The organism is Nocardioides zeae, assembly GCF_010686755.1.
Classification (GTDB): Bacteria; Actinomycetota; Actinomycetes; order Propionibacteriales; family Nocardioidaceae; genus Nocardioides; species Nocardioides zeae.
In genome coordinates this window covers 25,061-40,907 of record NZ_JAAGXA010000010.1, presented here as the reverse complement: position 1 = coordinate 40,907, position 15,847 = coordinate 25,061, and the positions used below count along the sequence as shown (strand labels likewise).

Sequence of the window (15,847 nt, the reverse complement as noted above, 5' to 3'; positions counted from 1 at the left end):
GCACCCTAGGCCATGACCCGAGCGACCTCGTGCCGCCGGGACGAACCGGAATGCTTGAAACTTCAACCTTGTTGTCCTAGCATCGTCCCGACGACAAGGAGAACCACCATGAGCACGCAGTCCGACCGCATGCCGGCCCTCTACATCGGCCACGGAGCCCCGCCGCTCCTCGACGACCCGGTGTGGTCGGGCCAGCTGGCCGCCTGGGCGAAGGACCTGCCGCGCCCGAAGGCCGTGCTCATCGTGTCGGCGCACTGGGAGTCGGCGCCGGTCAGCCTCAGCGCCTCGGGCGTGCCGCTCGTCTACGACTTCGGCGGGTTCGCGCCGCACTACTACCAGATGCAGTACGCCACCCCCGACGCGTCCGCACTGGCCGCCCGGGTGGCCGCGATGATGCCGGACGGCGAGCCGGTCCACCAGCACACCTCCCGCGGCCTCGACCACGGCGCGTGGGTGCCGCTGAAGATCATGTACCCCGAGGCCGACATCCCGGTCCTGCAGATGTCGCTGCCCACCGACGACCCCTACCGCCTCCTCGCCCTCGGCGAGCGCCTCCGCCCGCTGCGGGACGAGGGCGTGCTCGTCATCGGGTCCGGCTTCCTCACCCACGGCCTGCCCTTCCTCCGCGACTGGAGCATCGACGCGAAGGCTCCCGGCTGGTCGGTCGACTTCGACCTCTGGGCCGCCGACGCGCTCTCCCGCGGCGACGTGGACGAGCTCGCGGCGTACCGCTCCAAGGCCCCCGGCATGCCCTACGCCCACCCGAGCGTCGAGCACTACACGCCGCTGTTCATCACCCTCGGCGCCGCACTGAAGGCCGACGAGCCGGGCGACCAGCGCATCGACGGCTACTGGATGGGCCTCTCCAAGCGCTCCCTCCAGGTCGTCTGACCCCTCACCCGCGGGCGTCCGGCGGCCGGGCGTGGCAGGATCCTCGGTCGTGAAGATCCTGTCGGTCCAGTCGTCGGTCGCCTACGGCCACGTCGGCAACTCCGCCGCCACGTTCCCCCTGCAGCGCCTCGGTCACGAGGTGTGGCCGGTGGTGACGGTGCACTTCTCCAACCACACGGGGTACGGCGCGTGGCGGGGCCCGCTCCTCGCTCCGAGCGACGTCGCGGACGTCATCACCGGCATCGGCGAGCGCGAGGTCACGGGACCGGACGGCAAGCCGGTGAGCGTGCTGGCCACCGCCGACGCGGTGCTCTCGGGCTACCAGGGCGCCGAGGACGTCGGTGCCGTCATCCTCGACGCGGTCGCCCGCGTCAAGGAGCTCAACCCGGCCGCGGTCTACTGCTGCGACCCCGTCATGGGCGACGTCGGCCGCGGGATGTTCGTGCGGCCGGGCATCCCGGAGTACATGCGCGACCACGTCGTGCCGCACGCCGACATCCTCACGCCGAACCACTTCGAGCTCGACTTCCTCACGGACCGCACCACGCACACCGAGGCCGAGGTGCTCGACGCCGTCGACGCCGTGCGCGACCGCGGCCCCCGCGACGTGCTCGTCACCAGCGTCATCACCGACGAGACCCCGGCCGGCACGCTCGAGGTGCTCGCCGTCTCGGACGACGGCGCGTGGGCCGTGCAGACCCCCCAGCTGCCCATCGCCCCCAACGGTTGCGGCGACCTCACCTCGGCGCTCTACCTGGCGCACCTGCTGACGACGCGCTCACCCCAGCTGGCCCTCGAGCGCACCACGTCGAGCGTCTTCAGCGTGCTGGAGGCGACGATCGCGGCCGGAACGCGCGAGATCCAGCTCATCGGCGCCCAGGCCTCCATCGCCAACCCGCCCGAGCGGTTCCAGGCGCGCCAGCTGCGCTGAGCCCGCGGCGCAGCCCCGGCCCGGCCCCGGCCCCGGCCCCGGGAAAGAAAACGCGGACCGGGCCCGACCGACCCCGATCCGGTCGAAAGAAAACGCGGACCCGAGCCCCCTCCCGATCGGCGTGTCGGCTCCACGGGTCCGCGTTTTCTTTGCCCCGGCCCCCGGCCCGGCGCACTTTCCTCCCCCGCGTCCGCGTTTTCATCGACCCGGCGCCCGCGCCACCCGCCCGGCGCACGACACCGGGAGCGGCGTCACGCGCGTCGTACCAACTCCGAGGTCGTGGCCCCAGCGCCCCGGAAAACAGCCCCCTCGGGCCACAACTCGGACCCGGGAACATCTTGCGCTCCCATCTAGTTCAATGTTCAACTAGATCACCCGAGCCGAGGAGCACCCGATGCCTGCTGTGAACGTGCCCGACTGGACCGTCCTCCCCCGTACCGTCGCGGCGCTCCCCGGCGCCGAGGACCGCGCGGTCGTCAGCGTCACCACGGCGCCGCAGGGCTACGAGGGCGAGGGCTTCCCCGTGCGCCGTGCCTTCGCCGGCGTCGACGCGCGCCTGCTCGACCCGTTCATCCACCTCGACCAGATGGGCGAGGTGGAGTACGCGCCGGGCGAGCCCAAGGGCACCCCGTGGCACCCGCACCGCGGCTTCGAGACCGTGACCTACATGATCGACGGCGTCATGGACCACCAGGACAGTCACGGCGGCGGCGGGTCCATCACCGACGGCGACACGCAGTGGATGACGGCGGGCTCCGGCCTGCTCCACATCGAGGCCCCGCCGGAGTGGCTCGTCAGCAAGGGCGGCCTCTTCCACGGCCTGCAGCTGTGGGTGAACCTGCCGAAGGCGTCGAAGTGGCTGCCGCCGCACTACCAGGACCTCCGCTCCAGCGAGGTCGGCCTCGGCACCTCCCCCGACGCGGGCGCGCTCATCCGCGTCATCGCCGGCGAGGTCGACGGCATCCGCGGCCCGGGCAGCACCCACACCCCGATGGCGATGGTGCACGCGACCGTCACGCCGGGCGCCGAGCTCGTGCTCCCGTGGCGCACGGACTTCAACGCGCTGGTCTACGTGATGTCGGGCAACGGGTACGTCGGGGGTGAGCGCCGCCCGATCCGCACCGGTCAGCTCGCCGTGCTCGGTCACGGCGAGACGGTCACCGTCGGCGCCGACCGCGCGCAGGAGTCGCGCCACGAGGCGCTCGAGGTCGTGGTGCTCGGCGGCCAGCCGATCCGCGAGCCGATCGCGTGGATGGGTCCGTTCGTGATGAACACCCGCGCCGAGGTCGTCCAGGCCTTCGAGGACTTCAACAAGGGCCGGCTCGGCACGATCCCGACGGTGCCGCACAGCGAGGTGCAGGGCGAGATCCGCTGACGCGGAGGCCTGACCGAGGGGCCAGGAGAAGTTGGGCCGGGAGAAGAGGGCCGCCTGCGGGACTCGAACCCGCAACCTTCGCATTACAAGGGCGCTGCGCTACCAGTTGCGCCAAGGCGGCATGCCGCGTCGGCGAGCGAGCAGCACGGGCATCGTAGAGGGCCGAACAGCCCCAGATGTTCTAGGGTCGGGCGCGGAGGAACCCATGGCACTTCGCATCGTCGCGAGCCGGCCCGACCCGGCGCTCCTCGCCCTGCCCTGGGCGACCCCGCTCGAGGAGTGGACCGAGCACGTCGTCCCGCTCCCCCGCGGCCTGTCGCGCCACGTGGTGCGCATCGTGCAGCTGCCCAGCACACGCGGCCCGGGACCCATCGTCGCGGTCAAGGAGACCGTCGAGCAGATGGCGTTCCGGGAGCACCGCACGCTGCGCGACCTGCAGCGCGCGGGGCTCCCCGCCGTCGTACCGCAGGGAGTGGTCACCGGCCGCACCACGCCGGACGGCGAGGAGCTCCCCGCTGCCCTGCTGACGGAGCACCTCCGCTTCTCGCTGCCCTACCGCAGCCTCTTCGCGCGCGGCTCGGGGACGGACTACGTGCCCTCGCTCGTCGACGCGCTGGTCGTGCTGCTGGCACGGCTGCACCTCGCGGACTTCTACTGGGGCGACGTGTCGCTCTCCAACGTGCTCTTCCGGCGCGCGGCGGGCGGGTTCGCGGCGTACCTCGTCGACGCGGAGACCGGCGAGTGGCGCAATCCGCTGTCGGACAACCTGCGGGCGTACGACGTCGAGGTGGGCTGCCAGAACGTCTTCGCCGAGCTGCTCGACCTGCAGGCCGCCGGGTCGCTCGCCGCCGACGTCGACATCCACGGGGTGGTGCGGATGGTGCAGGAGCGGTACGACGCGCTGTGGGCCGAGCTCACCAGCACCGAGGAGTTCTCGACCGACGAGATGTGGCGGATCGAGCGGCGCATCGACCGGCTCAACGACCTCGGCTTCGACGTCGAGGAGCTCGACATCGTGACCGACTACGACGGCGACCGGGTGCAGATCCAACCCCGGGTCGTCGAGGCCGGCCACCACTGCCGCGAGCTCCGCGCACTGACGGGGCTGAACGTCGAGGACGCGCAGGCCCGCCGGCTGCTCAACGACATCGCCGCCTTCACGGCGCACCACGGCCTCGGCGGCGCCGACCGCTCCCTGGTGGCGCACCGGTGGCTGACGGAGGTCTACGAGCCGCTGTCGGCGATGATCCCGCCGGACAGCCGCGGCAAGCGGGAGCCGGCCGAGGTGTTCCACGAGGTGCTCGAGCATCGCTGGTACCTCTCCGAGCAGGCCGGCCACGAGGTCGACATCTTCCTGGCGGCGCGGGACTACGTCGACCACGTGCTGACGCGTCTCGAGGAGGAGGCCGTCACGCCCGACGTCGGCACCGCCATCGGGTCGATCGAGGACGCGTCCCGCCCGTAGGTTCCTCCCATGGCCCTCCACACCCGCCGGCTCGGTCCCGACGACACCCAGGAGGTGCTCGACCAGTCGCTCGCGCTGGGGGTCGAGGCGTTCGGGCCCTACCCGGCGCACCTCCCCCGGCCGCCGATGCCCGAGCCGGGCTCGTGGCCCGACGGGGTCTCGATGTGGGCGACGTTCGACGACCCGGCCGACGACGCTGCCGGCGACCCCCGCATGGTCGCCCGCGTGCGCACCCACGCCTACACCTCGTGGTGGGGCGGGGCCGCGATCCCGACCTGCGGCTTCGGCGGTGTGGTCGTGGCCGCCGAGCACCGCGGTGCGGGGCTGCTGACCGACCTGTTCGCCTCGTCGCTGCGCGAGGCGGCCGACCGGGGCGACGCGATGTCGGGGCTGTTCCCGACGGCGCCCGGCATCTACCGCAAGTTCGGCTACGAGGTCGTCACCGCGCTCGACACCGTCCAGGTCCCGCTGGCCGACCTGGCCGGGGTGCGGCCGGCGCCGTCCGTGCGGGTGCGCCGCGCGACCCCCGCCGACGAGCCGGCGATCGCCGCGACGTACGACCTCTGGGCCCGCGCGCAGAACGGGCCCCTCACCCGCCGCGGCCCGCTCTTCGCGAAGCCGAAGGAGCGCGTCCCCGCCGAGGGCGTCACGCTCGCCGAGGAGCGGGCGCCGGACGGTGGGTGGCGGGCGGTGGGGTACGTCGCGTGGGAGCGGGAGGCCGGGTACGGCGCGGACAAGTCCCTCCAGGTCGACGACCTCATCGCGCTCACGGGTGACGCCGCCCGTGCGCTGTGGAAGGTGGTCGCGTCGTTCTCGTCGGTCAACGGGTCGGTGAAGCTGGAGACGTCCGACCCCGACGCGGCGCGCCTCGTGCTGCCGTCACTGGCGTGGCAGCGCGTGGGGTCGCACCCGTACATGGTGCGGGTGCTCGACGTGCCCGGGGCGCTGCTGCCGCGGACCTACCCCGTGGACGGCACGGCGGTGTTCGAGGTGGTCGGCGACGTGCTGGGGCTGGTGGACGGGACGTGGGAGCTGGCGGTCTCGTCCGGGGTCGCGGCGGTACGGCGCGTGTCCGGCGTCGACGCGCCACGGTTGACCGTCAACGGGCTGTCGCTGCTGCAGGCCGGGGCGCAGTCGTGCGCGAACCTGCGGATGCTGGGGGTGCTGGAGGGGCCGCGGGAGCACGACGGGGTGCTCGACGCGTGGTTCGGCGGGCGGCAGGTACACGTGCGGGACTACTACTGAGGGCTCGGTCAGCGCAGCCGCAGCCGCCGGCCCCACGCGACCAGACCCAGCGCTACGGCCAGGAGCGCCGCTACTGCGGTCTCCATCGGTGGCTCCACCATGACGGGCCACGCCCACGGGGCGACGTCGGCGCGTCCTGCGGCGCCGAGACTGGCCGCTGACGTCAGGTGGACCGTGGGCACGACCCACGCGACGTCGAGGGTGGTCAGGCTCGCGACCACGAGCCCCTGGGCGAGGAAGGTCGCCGAGCTCGTCACCAGCGGAGCCGCCGACGCACCCGCCGCCAGGCAGGCAGCGACGCCGAGACCGTACGTCGCGGCGATCCGCGCGAGGTTGGTCAGCTTGGCGCGCCGCGGCGCGGCGATGACGAGGTCAGACGCCGGCTCCCGCGCGACCGCCAGGGCGGCGAGGGCGACGAACCACGCCGCGACGGCGCTGCTCGGAGCGAGGACGGCGTCGACCGAGGAAGCTGCCGGGAGACCGAAGAAACGCGGCAGGGCCACGAGCGAGGCAGGGCCGGCAACGAGGAGCACGAGGGCGGCGGGCGCACCCCATCCCTTCAACAGGGTCGCCGCCCGCGGCCTAGTACGCAACAAGACTGCACTCGTCCGATGCCGTGTCGAACTGCTCGGCGGCCCACGCCCTCTGGTCCTCCTCGGAGCGCTCCAGGACCGCGGTGACCTCTGCTGACGCCGGGCCACCGGATCGACCGGCCGCCACCTGCTGGACCCATTGCACCAGCGCGTCCGAGGCGTGGCGCGCCTCGGCGCTGCTGCAGTCGGCTACGGGGACGACGGCCAGCGCAGCCGGGAGCCACGAGTCCGGCCCCGGGTCCTGCGCGACCTGCACCGGTCGGGCGCCTGAGTCCGCGCCCGGCTCGGTGTAGCGGTCGGGAGTCGGGAAGCTCTGCGCGATCGCGGCACGCACGTCCGTGAGGCGCTCGAGGTTGGGCCGGAGCAGCTCTTCCGACTCGGACCAGACGCACAGTTCCGTCGGCCCTTCGGTCGCGCACACCACCTCGCCGGTGACGCGGACCCGCGCGGCCTCGTCACCGACGAGGACGCACCCGACCAGACCGGCCACCACCGTCACGAGCGCGAGCCCCCGGGCGACAACCTCTCGCCGATCGCTCGCGCCCCTCCCGCTCGGCAGGAACGCGAGCGCTGCACCCACGACACCGGCGAGGAGCACGAGCACCACGCCCACCCGCATCGGCGACGGTTCCAGGAACGTGGGGTAGGAGACCTCGGACAGCACCGGCGAGAACCGGTGGAGCGGGTCGCCGCTCAAAGCCAGGACGTAGAGGACCACGAACACCGCGATCGCGGTCAGCGCCGGAGCCAGGCGCGCTCGTACGCGTGCGGCCACCTGCACACCGACCGCTGTCGCTGCGACGGCCAGCAACGGTGGCTGCAGTGCTGCCAGCAGCATGGGTGCCGTGACCGCGCCGCTCAGGTCGGACCGCGCCACCAGCACCACGCCCAGTGCCACCACCGACGCGACCTGCCAGACCGCCAGCGCGGCGAACGCGAGCATGGCTGGCCCACGGATCCCCCGCGTCGAGGCGGCGGCGAGATCGAACAAACCCGACTGGCGCAGCTGGCGCAGGTGGAGTGCCGCGATCCCCGCCGCAGGCGGAGCGACGTAGAGCATGGCCGTCAGCACGAGGTTGACCGGGTCGGCGAGGCCGGGACCGAGCGATCCCGTCGGCACCAACGACCCCAGCACGAGGCCGTACACGACGGCAGCGATGCCGAACGCGAACGGCAGGCCGGAGGTCGCACCGACCAGGGCGAGACGAACCTTCACCTCAGCCGTCTCCGGGATCGCTGCGGTCTCCGCGGAGCACGGCGATGTAGCCCGCGTCCACGGACTCGCTCGACACGGGTGCGCCGGGACCGGGACCCCGTGCCGCCAGCTCGTCGACGGTCCCCACGAACCGCAGCCGCCCCTCGGACAGCACGACCACCTCCTGCGCGAGGTTCACCACGTCGACCGAGATGTGCGTCGTGAAGACGACCAGCGCCGTCTCGGCCGCCCGCTCGAAGGCGCCGGCGAACCGGTCACGCTGCTCCGGGTCGAGGCCCGCCGTCGGCTCGTCCATCAGGATCACGTCCGGGTCGCCGAGCATGGTCTGCGCCAGTCCCAGGCGGCGCCGCATGCCACCCGACAACGTCCGCACCCGGTCGTCACGTCGATCCTCCAGGTCGACCGCCCGCAGCGCCCGCGCGACGTTCTCGGGCACCGATGAGCGAGGCACCTTCTTGAGCCAGCAGACGTACTCCAGGAACTCCGCACACGAGTACGAACCCAGGGCACTGAAGCTCTGGGGCAGCACGCCCAGCGAGCGTCGGTAGGCCTCCACCTCGGCGGGCGTCGCGACCCCCTGGCCCGCGACCGAGAACGAACCCTCGTCGGCGTCGGCCAGCGTCGCGAGCACCCGGAACAGGGTGGTCTTGCCGGCGCCGTTCGGCCCCAGGACGGCGATGCGGCGGGACGTCGCGGTGAACGTCAGGCCGTCGAGGGCAGGCACCCGCCGCCGCCCGAGGGACTTGCGGAGGTGCGAGGTCGCGAGGGAGCTCACCGACCGCTCGCCCCACGAGCCGAACTGGCCACGAAAATGTTCCTACCGAGTCGTGGCTGTTCGATGGTCATCAGCTCTCCGGGTCTGATCGAGAATGTCGCGAACCTAGCGACCGCCCGCGACATCGTCCAGCTGTCGAAGCATCACGAGGAGACCCGGCATCGCTTCGTTCTCACCGACAGGTTCGACAACCCGTCGGGCGCGAGCCGATCAGCCCCATCGGGCCGTCACGCTCAATCCCTCACCACCAGGGTCTCATCACCGAAGTCGGCCACGACCTTGAGATGGCCACCCAGCGCCTCCACATAGGCCTGCAAGGTCCCGAGCTCCGTTCGACTCAGCTCACCGCGCTCGATGTTGGACACTCTGGCTTGGGAGACCTGCATCTCGCCCGCCAGCACCTTCTGGGACACATGCTGACTCCTCCGGATCTCGGCGAGCCGAAAAGCCCTCACCTCGCCAGCCATCTCCTTGCGAGCGTTCTCGACCACCTGCTCGTCGACGAGTCCCGCATCAGCAGCGTCACCCCGGACGCTCGCCCAGCTTCGGGCCATCTCACTCCTCCTCTTCGTCGTGGGTTTCGGCCAACCATGCGTCGTAGCGGGCCTCGGCCACTGGGATGTTGGTGTCGTACCACCCGCTCCAGTTGCCAGCCTTGTCTCCCGCAACGAGAAGGACGGCTCGTCGCGCGGGGTCGAAGATGAACAGGATCCGGATGCTGGTCCCAGACGGCCGCAGCTCCTTCATGTTGTGCCGCTTCGAGCCTTTGACCCGATCGACGACGGGGCGCCCGAGAGTCGGACCGCCGTCAGCGAGCATGTCGATCGCGGCTGTCACCGCGTCGACATCGCCGGTCCGCGCCCGCGCTAGCTCGAGAAACCATTCGTCGACCTCGTCGAGCAGGATGACATCCCAGGGCACGCCACGAATATAATGCAGAAGTTATAATGAGGCAATCCACCCTTGCCTCGCTACTCCCCGCTCCCCGCCGGCACCCGCACCAGCGCCACCACGACCGCGGGCAACGCGAGCGCGGTCAGCGCCGCGGTCAGGGCCCACGCGGCGCCGTACGACGCGTCGATGTCGATGCTCGTCAACCAGGCAGCGAGGAACGCGAGCGGCAGGGTCAGGAGGAGGCATACCCCCGTCCCCGCGACCCACAGCGCGGCCAGACCCCAGCGGCGGCGGCCACTGGCACCGAGCGCGACGAGCTGGCTGCGGGCCAGGCCGTTGCTGGTGGCGACCGACAGGCCCACCAGCAGCACGAGACCGAGGGCCAGCGCGCCGGCCACGAGGCTCGTGGCGGCCGCGACGCCGCGGCTGCGCTCGTAGTCGCTGCTGCCCGACGCGTCGACCACCTGCGCGGTCGGCGCGAGCCGGGAGACGGTCGCACGGAGCTCCGCGCGCGTCTCCGGGGGCAATGTCCCGTGGTCGACGAGCACCACCATGTCGGCACCGGCGGGGCGCAGACCCAGCTCGCCGAGCAACGGATAGCCCGGCGGCAGCACCAGCCCCGGCAGGTTGCCCCCGAGACCGGCGTCCGCGTCGGCCTCGACCGACCCCACCGGTGTGGCGGCGGCTCCAGAGAAGTGCAGCAGCCCCACCTCGGACGCGTCGTCGAGCAGCCCTGGGTCGGCGACCGGCCGTTCCAGGTCAGCCGCCCCGATCGCGACGGTGTTGACCGGCGCGTAGGTGTCCTGGGGGAAGCAGAGCGGGTCGACGGCGTCGGGGTCCGTCGTGCCCGCCTCCTCCATGCAGGCCGGGAGAGCTGTTCCGGTCACTCGGACCATCGCCGTCGGCGACTCCTCGACCAGACGGAACCGTTCGACCGTGCTGCCGCCGGCTGCGGCGTACGCGGTCGCGAGCTCGTCCGCCGCCGCCTGCGGGACCGGGGACACGACGAGCGAACCGGCCGGCTGCGGCGCCGACGAGGTCGTCTCGAACACGACGGTGTCGTGGGTGGTCTGAGCGGTGCGCGATCCGACGAGGACGCAGACCACGCAGACCGCGGCGGTGACGACGTGCAGCCCGCCGGTGACGCGCTGGGAGAGGGAGCGAGTGGCGGGTGGCACCCGCGCGAGCACCAGCGGGACGACGATCCCGGGCAAGGACGCCGCCACCAGAGCGGCCCCGAGCGGGGCGAGGAGCGTGAGCTGCCCCGGCGGATCACTGCGACTTGCCGCCCCGGCGACAGCCAGCACGGCCGCGCCGCCGAGCAGCAGCAGGATTGAGAAGCCGGTGACACGCTGCGGAGTGGGGGTGGAGCTGCCGACCAGCGACGACAACGATCGAGCCGCGCTCCCGGCAAGGCGGCCGCACCAGATCGCGATCGAGCAGAGCCCAGAGAGCAGTACGACCCAGGTCCAGGGCACGCTGATCCCCTGCCACTGCTCGCCGAGAACCGCCGAGACGCGCTCCCGTGCCACCAGCAGCAGCAGGCTGACGACTGCGGTCCCGGCAGCGACCCCGGCGAGCACGATCCCCACCAGGACGCCGCGGTAGAGCCGCCACACCCGCCCGGTCGACCACCCGGCCGCGCGCAGCCCCTCGCGATCCGCACGTGTCGACGGCACCGCAGCGACCACGATGCCGCCGAGCACGACGAGCACGAGCAGCGCCAGACCGGGTTCCGCGAAGGCCGTGTCGGCGACGGCCACCGGGGTCGATGCTGCTGCCTCCTCCGCCACGCTCGCCGTCGACCGGTAGCCGATCTCCCCTGCGTCGACCCGCGCGCCCAGGCCGAGGGCGCCGTACGGATCCGCGTCCGTCAACCACGCCGCGACCTCCGCTGGCGCGAGATCAGGATCGACCCGCGTCGCCGTGAGGTCCTCGCGGTCGGACGGGTCGAGCGTGAGGCCGGTGACGACGAGGTCCTCGAACGCCGTCGGCTCGACCGGGTCGACGACGCGAACGTCGTCGCCGATCTCCGCGTCCAGGAGCTCCGCGGCGTACGTCGAGAGGGTGAGCCCGGACGCGTCGCTCGGGAACCGGCCCTCCGCCAGCACGCCGAGATGCAACGAGGCATCGGTCGTGGCGCGGAGGTCCACGCCCACCTCCGCGGCCTCGTGACGAACTTGCGCATGCTGCTCGGCCACGCCCGCGATGCGCTCGTCCGCGGCCAGCAGTTCGGCGGCCTCGTCACTGGAGGGCTGCAGGGCGAACCCGCGGTGCCCCTGGTCGGCCAGCGCCGCGTCCGTCGCCGCCCGCGCCGAGGAGTCGCGTACCGCGAGCACCCCGACCGCCGCGAACGTGAGCACGCTCGCCGTGAGGAGGAGCAGGAGGGCCGTGCGCCACCGGAACGCGACGAGCCTGCGGGCCGTCCGCCACCGCGTGAGCGTCGTACGGCGCGTGCTTCGCCTCATCCGCGGACCAGGCGACCCTGGTCGACGCGGTACACGGCAGCAGCGCGCTCGGCGACGCTCGCATCGTGGGTAGCGATCACGACCTGCACGCCTCGCCCGGCGCCGAGATCGACCAGCAGGTCGGTGACGACGGCGGTGTTCTCGGCGTCGAGTGCGCCGGTGGGCTCGTCGGCGAGCAGCACGCTGACGCCCGGTCCGAGTGCCCGCGCGATCGCGAGACGCTGCTGCTCCCCGCCCGACAGGGTCCCGGGCAGGCGGGCGCGGTCGAGGTGGTCGAGGCGGACCGCGGCTAGCCGCTCCCCCACCTCGTCGTCGTCGAGGTCCTCGCCGCGCACCTCGGCAGCAAGCCGGAGGTTCTCCTCGACGGTGAGGAAGGGGACGAGCCGGTAGTCCTGGTGGATCAGCGCGACCCGGGGATCGCCGCCGCTGCGCCACGACGCCTGCCGCGGCGGGGTGCCGTCGATCTCGACGAGCCCCGCGGACGGCCGTTGCAACCCGGCGACGACGCGCAGCAGTGTCGACTTGCCGCTACCGCTGGGCCCCATGACGGCCGTCGGGTGCGGCCCGAGCTCGACGGTCAGACCGTCGAGCGGCGTGACGTCGCCGTACGCGACCGTCAGGTCCTCCACCGAGATCACTGCCGACTCCCCCGTCGCTCGCAGATCCAGCCCGCGAGCATCATGGCGATCCTCGGATCAGAACGTCAACGACACAGCCAACCTTGCCCCACGCCCGTGCACCCTCAGGGCGCCCGCTACGCGTCCGCCGCCAGCGCCGTGAAGCTCGTGGCGCGCGCGTCGGGTGCCCGGAACGACGAGGGCCAGGCGCGCCCGCCCCGATCGATCCACACCGTCCGCATGCCCGCCGACGCGGCGCCCTCGAGGTCCCACGGGTGCACCGCCACCATCGTCAGCTGCCCAGCCAGTGTGCCGATCCGGTCGATGGCGTGGGCGTACGCCGCGGGGTGCGGCTTCCACACCGACAGGTCCTCCACGCTCAGGACATGGCCGATGCGGTCGCGGATCCCGGCACGCTCCACGAGCCCGGAGGCCGAGGCGGCGGCGCCGTTCGTGAAGAGGCTGACCCCATGCCCCGCGTCGGTCAGGGCGGTGACGCCGGGCGCGACGTCGGGGTGCACGGCGAGACTGCCCAGGGCACCGAAGACGTCGTCGACGACCGCCGACGGCGGAGCGTCGAGACCGTCGACGTCGGCGAGCAGGTCCGTGAGCAGCTCCCGACCGAGCGCGAGGAAGCCCGGCGCGCGGCCGTGGATCGAGAACGCGAAACCGTCACGCAGCACCGAGGCGAACCACGTGCGCGCCAGCTCGGCGGGCGCGCCGTGCTCGCTCAGCACCGTCCCGAGGGGCGTCATGTCGGAGAGCGTCTCGTTGACGTCGAGCACGAAGTGGGCCATCTCGGAACGCTACCGGCGGGCCATTGGCCGGCGACTCACTGGAAGAGAAATCCAATTGACGAGCGCAAGAAGATGATGAAAATTGGTCACCTAGTCAATTTCAGGGGGACAACATGCGCGTTCACATCTCGAGGACCATGGCCACCATGATCGTGGCCCCCATGCTGGCGGCGTTTCCGGCGGCACTGTTCCTGCAGGCTCCGGCCCAAGCAGCAGGCTGCGGCATCTTCGCCAACAGGCCCTACGCCATCGCATCGACCGACGAGGTCGCGGGGAACGGCGGCCGGAGCAACTGCACCAGCTCCACGAACGTCCGGGTTCAGCTCAAGTGGGAGCGGCCCCTGCAGCCGGACCCGGTGATCGCACAGAGCTCCGGTACCTACAAGAACGTCACTCTCAATCCGACCACAGATTGTCGCGCCGGGTCTCAGACGTACTTCACCAAGACCATCGTCTCGAGCGGCGACCTCGACGGGGATCGCCGGACCATCCGCGGCGTCAATTGCTGACCCATGCCGACCAGTCCGGCTGACCGGATCCAGAACCCGTCTCCCGGCGGTGCGGCCCTGATCAGCATCGAGGGCGTCAGCGCGGGCTACGGGTCGACCCTCGCATTGTCCGGCGTCTCGTTCAGCGTGGGCGCCGGCGTCTGCGCCCTCCTGGGTCCGAACGGCGCGGGAAAGACGACGCTGCTCAACAGCATCGTCGGCGTCAAGCGGTTCGACGGCCGCATCGAGGTCGGCGGTCGGGAGATTCGTCCCGTGCGGCCGCTGAACTGGAACCACGGCGTCAGCAAGGTCGGCTACCTCCCCCAGACCTTCAGCACGGCACCGACCCTGTCGGTCGACGAGGTCGCGACGTACGCCGCGTGGTGCAACGGACTCGGACGCAAGGCGGCGCGTTCTGCGAGCGTCGAAGCCCTGCACACGGTGGACCTGGCTGAGAAGAGGACCTCCAAGGTCCGGACCCTCTCGGGAGGCGAGAGGCAGCGACTGGGGTTGGCCTGCGCCATCGCCCACCAGCCGTCGACCCTGCTGCTCGACGAGCCGACGGTCGGCCTCGACCCCTCGCAGCGAGCAAACCTCCGCGACTACCTCGCCCGTGTTGCCCGTGACCGGTGCGTCATCCTGGCCACCCACCTGCTGGAGGACGTGCGCGTGACGGCCGGGCGTGTCGTCATCTTGGCGGCGGGACGGGTCGCCTTCGACGGGACCACCAGCGAGCTGGCGGCCCACGGAGAGGCCGGACGTCGCGACCTGGAGTCCGACCTCGAGAGCGGCTACCGGCGCCTGGTCGAGGGCAGCGATGGCTGAGCAGGCATCGCCACTCTTCCCGCCGGCACGCTGGCAGGTGGGGGTGGCCGGGATGGTGGGGTCCGCCGCCCTCTCCTTTGTGCACAGCCGACCGCTCGCCGACTGGGCCTACGGCGATCTCGCTGCGGTGTCTGCCGAGTTTCGGCAGTCGATGCTGACCGTGGGTATTCTCGTCGCCGCTGTCGCCGCCTTCGCACCCTCGACGTTCGCCGGACCCCGCGAGGTGCACGCACCCCTCGGTTCGCCGCGACGAGGGGCCCAGCTCGCGGTAGCGACCATCGGCTTCGTCGCGGCGACGAGCACCGTGGGCCTGACCCTCGGTCTGCTGCCGGCAGTCTGGAGCACGATCTCGAGCGCCACGTGGGGATCGCTGGACGCGGCGGCCATCGCGTCCGGCTACGCGGCGCTCCTCGCCTACGCGGCGCTGGGTGTCCTCCTGGGCTGCGTGCTGCCCACGTACGCCGCGGTGCCGGTTGCCGCAGCGGCGGCGTACGTTCTCCTCTTCTCGACCGGAGCCTTCGCCCCCGTCTTCCAGTTCGACATCGTCAGCGGCTTGGTTGTTCCGACCAACCTCTCCCTGGGCCGCACCGCGTTCTTCCTCGGCGCGGCCGTCAGTCTCGGGATCGCCACTTCCGCCTGGCTCCGCATGCGGACCGTCTCGGACCTGCGGGCCCCGGCGGCGGCTGTGGTCGTCGCCGTCCTGCCCGTGGCCCTCGTCTTCCTGCTGGGGCGCTCGTACGGCGGCGCCCTGGTCGAAGGGGACACTGCCGCGCCTGTCTGCGCCGACACCGTTGGACCAGAGGTGTGCGTCCACCCCGCGCGCGACGTCATGCTGGCCCCCTTGGCTGGCGCGGTCGACGCCCTGGCAACGGGGGTCGGCCCGCAGATCCTGCCGCCGGGCGTCGTCTACGACGCCTCCGTCACAGTTCCCGAGGGCGAGGCCGACTACGTCCTCCACCTCCAGGCACAGGAGACCGATTGGCTGCAGACCGCGATCGGCGACCTCGCCACCGACGCGTCCGGGCTTGGGACGTGCATCGGGCTCGGGGACTACGAGTCCCAGGGCTTCGCGACCAGCAGTGCGGCCGCCGCCTGGATGATGGAGGAGGCCGGTTTCGACGCCCAGCAGTTGCTGCAGGTGCCTGACGCCTCCGAGGAGTACGATGCGCTTCGCCGCACGCCCGACCCGGCGTCGGCGATCGAGCGGGACCTCTCGGCTCTTCGCGGATGCCGAGGAACGTCGTTTGGCCGGCGCTGAGGCGCCACC

The 15,847-nt window shown here is 72.1% G+C and carries 16 protein-coding genes and 1 tRNA gene; 8 read left to right on the top strand and 9 right to left on the bottom strand.

Annotation, left to right across the window (positions count from 1 at the left end):
- The first annotated feature begins 108 nt into the window (after window positions 1-108).
- From G3T38_RS14525 to G3T38_RS14515, 3 genes are all read left to right on the top strand, one after another.
- Window positions 109-891, top strand: a complete 783-nt coding sequence (locus G3T38_RS14525; protein ID WP_163773047.1) for a dioxygenase family protein — start codon at window positions 109-111, stop codon at window positions 889-891.
- Between the two features lie 49 nt (window positions 892-940).
- Complete coding sequence (gene pdxY, locus G3T38_RS14520) at window positions 941-1,822, top strand: pyridoxal kinase PdxY (protein ID WP_163773046.1); 882 nt, start codon at window positions 941-943, stop codon at window positions 1,820-1,822.
- 394 nt (window positions 1,823-2,216) lie between these two features.
- Window positions 2,217-3,197, top strand: a complete 981-nt coding sequence (locus G3T38_RS14515; RefSeq protein ID WP_163773045.1) for a pirin family protein — start codon at window positions 2,217-2,219, stop codon at window positions 3,195-3,197.
- A 48-nt stretch (window positions 3,198-3,245) separates the two neighbouring features.
- Here the strand turns inward: G3T38_RS14515 and G3T38_RS14510 are convergent.
- Window positions 3,246-3,318: transfer RNA gene (locus G3T38_RS14510), tRNA-Thr, on the bottom strand.
- 84 nt (window positions 3,319-3,402) lie between these two features.
- Between G3T38_RS14510 and G3T38_RS14505 the strand changes: the two genes are divergently transcribed.
- On the top strand, window positions 3,403-4,662 hold the full coding sequence (locus G3T38_RS14505; RefSeq protein ID WP_163773044.1) for a DUF4032 domain-containing protein: 1,260 nt from the start codon (window positions 3,403-3,405) through the stop codon (window positions 4,660-4,662).
- Between the two features lie 9 nt (window positions 4,663-4,671).
- Window positions 4,672-5,907, top strand: a complete 1,236-nt coding sequence (locus G3T38_RS14500; protein WP_163773043.1) for a GNAT family N-acetyltransferase — start codon at window positions 4,672-4,674, stop codon at window positions 5,905-5,907.
- 8 nt (window positions 5,908-5,915) lie between these two features.
- On the opposite strand, the gene G3T38_RS14495 is transcribed toward G3T38_RS14500, so the two are convergent.
- From G3T38_RS14495 to G3T38_RS14460, 8 genes are all read right to left on the bottom strand, one after another.
- The gene (locus tag G3T38_RS14495) at window positions 5,916-6,470 is read right to left on the bottom strand and encodes a hypothetical protein (RefSeq protein ID WP_163773042.1); all 555 of its coding nucleotides are present in this window, start codon (window positions 6,468-6,470) and stop codon (window positions 5,916-5,918) included.
- Between the two features lie 19 nt (window positions 6,471-6,489).
- On the bottom strand, window positions 6,490-7,716 hold the full coding sequence (locus tag G3T38_RS14490) for a hypothetical protein (RefSeq protein ID WP_163773041.1): 1,227 nt from the start codon (window positions 7,714-7,716) through the stop codon (window positions 6,490-6,492).
- A 1-nt stretch (window position 7,717) separates the two neighbouring features.
- Entirely contained in the window at window positions 7,718-8,491 is a 774-nt protein-coding gene (locus tag G3T38_RS14485) for an ATP-binding cassette domain-containing protein (protein WP_163773040.1), read from the bottom strand.
- A gap of 233 nt (window positions 8,492-8,724) precedes the next feature.
- Window positions 8,725-9,045, bottom strand: coding sequence for a helix-turn-helix domain-containing protein (locus G3T38_RS14480; RefSeq protein WP_163773039.1), 321 nt, complete (start codon window positions 9,043-9,045; stop codon window positions 8,725-8,727).
- Between the two features lies 1 nt (window position 9,046).
- Window positions 9,047-9,412 (bottom strand): type II toxin-antitoxin system RelE/ParE family toxin, encoded by a 366-nt coding sequence (locus G3T38_RS14475; protein ID WP_163773038.1) that lies wholly within the window; start codon window positions 9,410-9,412, stop codon window positions 9,047-9,049.
- Window positions 9,413-9,462: 50 nt separating this feature from the next.
- Window positions 9,463-11,853 (bottom strand): hypothetical protein, encoded by a 2,391-nt coding sequence (locus tag G3T38_RS14470; RefSeq protein WP_163773037.1) that lies wholly within the window; start codon window positions 11,851-11,853, stop codon window positions 9,463-9,465.
- Window positions 11,850-12,491 carry an ATP-binding cassette domain-containing protein gene (locus G3T38_RS14465; RefSeq protein WP_163773036.1) on the bottom strand — a complete coding sequence of 214 codons (642 nt, stop codon included), beginning with the start codon at window positions 12,489-12,491 and terminating at the stop codon, window positions 11,850-11,852. Before G3T38_RS14465 ends, G3T38_RS14470 begins: the two co-directional genes overlap by 4 nt.
- A gap of 116 nt (window positions 12,492-12,607) precedes the next feature.
- Window positions 12,608-13,267: a haloacid dehalogenase type II gene (locus G3T38_RS14460; RefSeq protein WP_163773035.1), complete on the bottom strand. Its 660-nt coding sequence runs from the start codon at window positions 13,265-13,267 to the stop codon at window positions 12,608-12,610.
- 146 nt (window positions 13,268-13,413) lie between these two features.
- Here G3T38_RS14460 and G3T38_RS14455 point away from each other — a divergent pair, with 146 nt between their 5' ends.
- From G3T38_RS14455 to G3T38_RS14445, 3 genes are read left to right on the top strand one after another with little or no spacing between them, the layout of a single operon-like run.
- Window positions 13,414-13,776, top strand: a complete 363-nt coding sequence (locus G3T38_RS14455) for a hypothetical protein (RefSeq protein ID WP_163773034.1) — start codon at window positions 13,414-13,416, stop codon at window positions 13,774-13,776.
- Between the two features lie 3 nt (window positions 13,777-13,779).
- The gene (locus G3T38_RS14450) at window positions 13,780-14,580 is read left to right on the top strand and encodes an ABC transporter ATP-binding protein (protein ID WP_163773033.1); all 801 of its coding nucleotides are present in this window, start codon (window positions 13,780-13,782) and stop codon (window positions 14,578-14,580) included.
- Complete coding sequence (locus G3T38_RS14445; protein WP_163773032.1) at window positions 14,573-15,838, top strand: hypothetical protein; 1,266 nt, start codon at window positions 14,573-14,575, stop codon at window positions 15,836-15,838. The genes G3T38_RS14450 and G3T38_RS14445 overlap by 8 nt, the downstream gene beginning before the upstream one ends.
- Window positions 15,839-15,847: the final 9 nt, after the last annotated feature.

Excerpts from the sequence above, each read along its gene's own strand:
- G3T38_RS14525 (WP_163773047.1), top strand. The coding sequence starts at position 109 with ATGAGCACGCAGTCCGACCGCATGCCGGCCCTCTACATCGGCCACGGA.
- G3T38_RS14500 (WP_163773043.1), top strand. The coding sequence starts at position 4,672 with ATGGCCCTCCACACCCGCCGGCTCGGTCCCGACGACACCCAGGAGGTG.
- G3T38_RS14460 (WP_163773035.1), bottom strand. The coding sequence starts at position 13,267 with ATGGCCCACTTCGTGCTCGACGTCAACGAGACGCTCTCCGACATGACG.
- G3T38_RS14445 (WP_163773032.1), top strand. The coding sequence starts at position 14,573 with ATGGCTGAGCAGGCATCGCCACTCTTCCCGCCGGCACGCTGGCAGGTG.
- G3T38_RS14515 (WP_163773045.1), top strand. The coding sequence starts at position 2,217 with ATGCCTGCTGTGAACGTGCCCGACTGGACCGTCCTCCCCCGTACCGTC.
- G3T38_RS14455 (WP_163773034.1), top strand. The coding sequence starts at position 13,414 with ATGATCGTGGCCCCCATGCTGGCGGCGTTTCCGGCGGCACTGTTCCTG.
- G3T38_RS14480 (WP_163773039.1), bottom strand. The coding sequence starts at position 9,045 with ATGGCCCGAAGCTGGGCGAGCGTCCGGGGTGACGCTGCTGATGCGGGA.
- G3T38_RS14450 (WP_163773033.1), top strand. The coding sequence starts at position 13,780 with ATGCCGACCAGTCCGGCTGACCGGATCCAGAACCCGTCTCCCGGCGGT.
- G3T38_RS14505 (WP_163773044.1), top strand. The coding sequence starts at position 3,403 with ATGGCACTTCGCATCGTCGCGAGCCGGCCCGACCCGGCGCTCCTCGCC.
- G3T38_RS14470 (WP_163773037.1), bottom strand. The coding sequence starts at position 11,853 with ATGAGGCGAAGCACGCGCCGTACGACGCTCACGCGGTGGCGGACGGCC.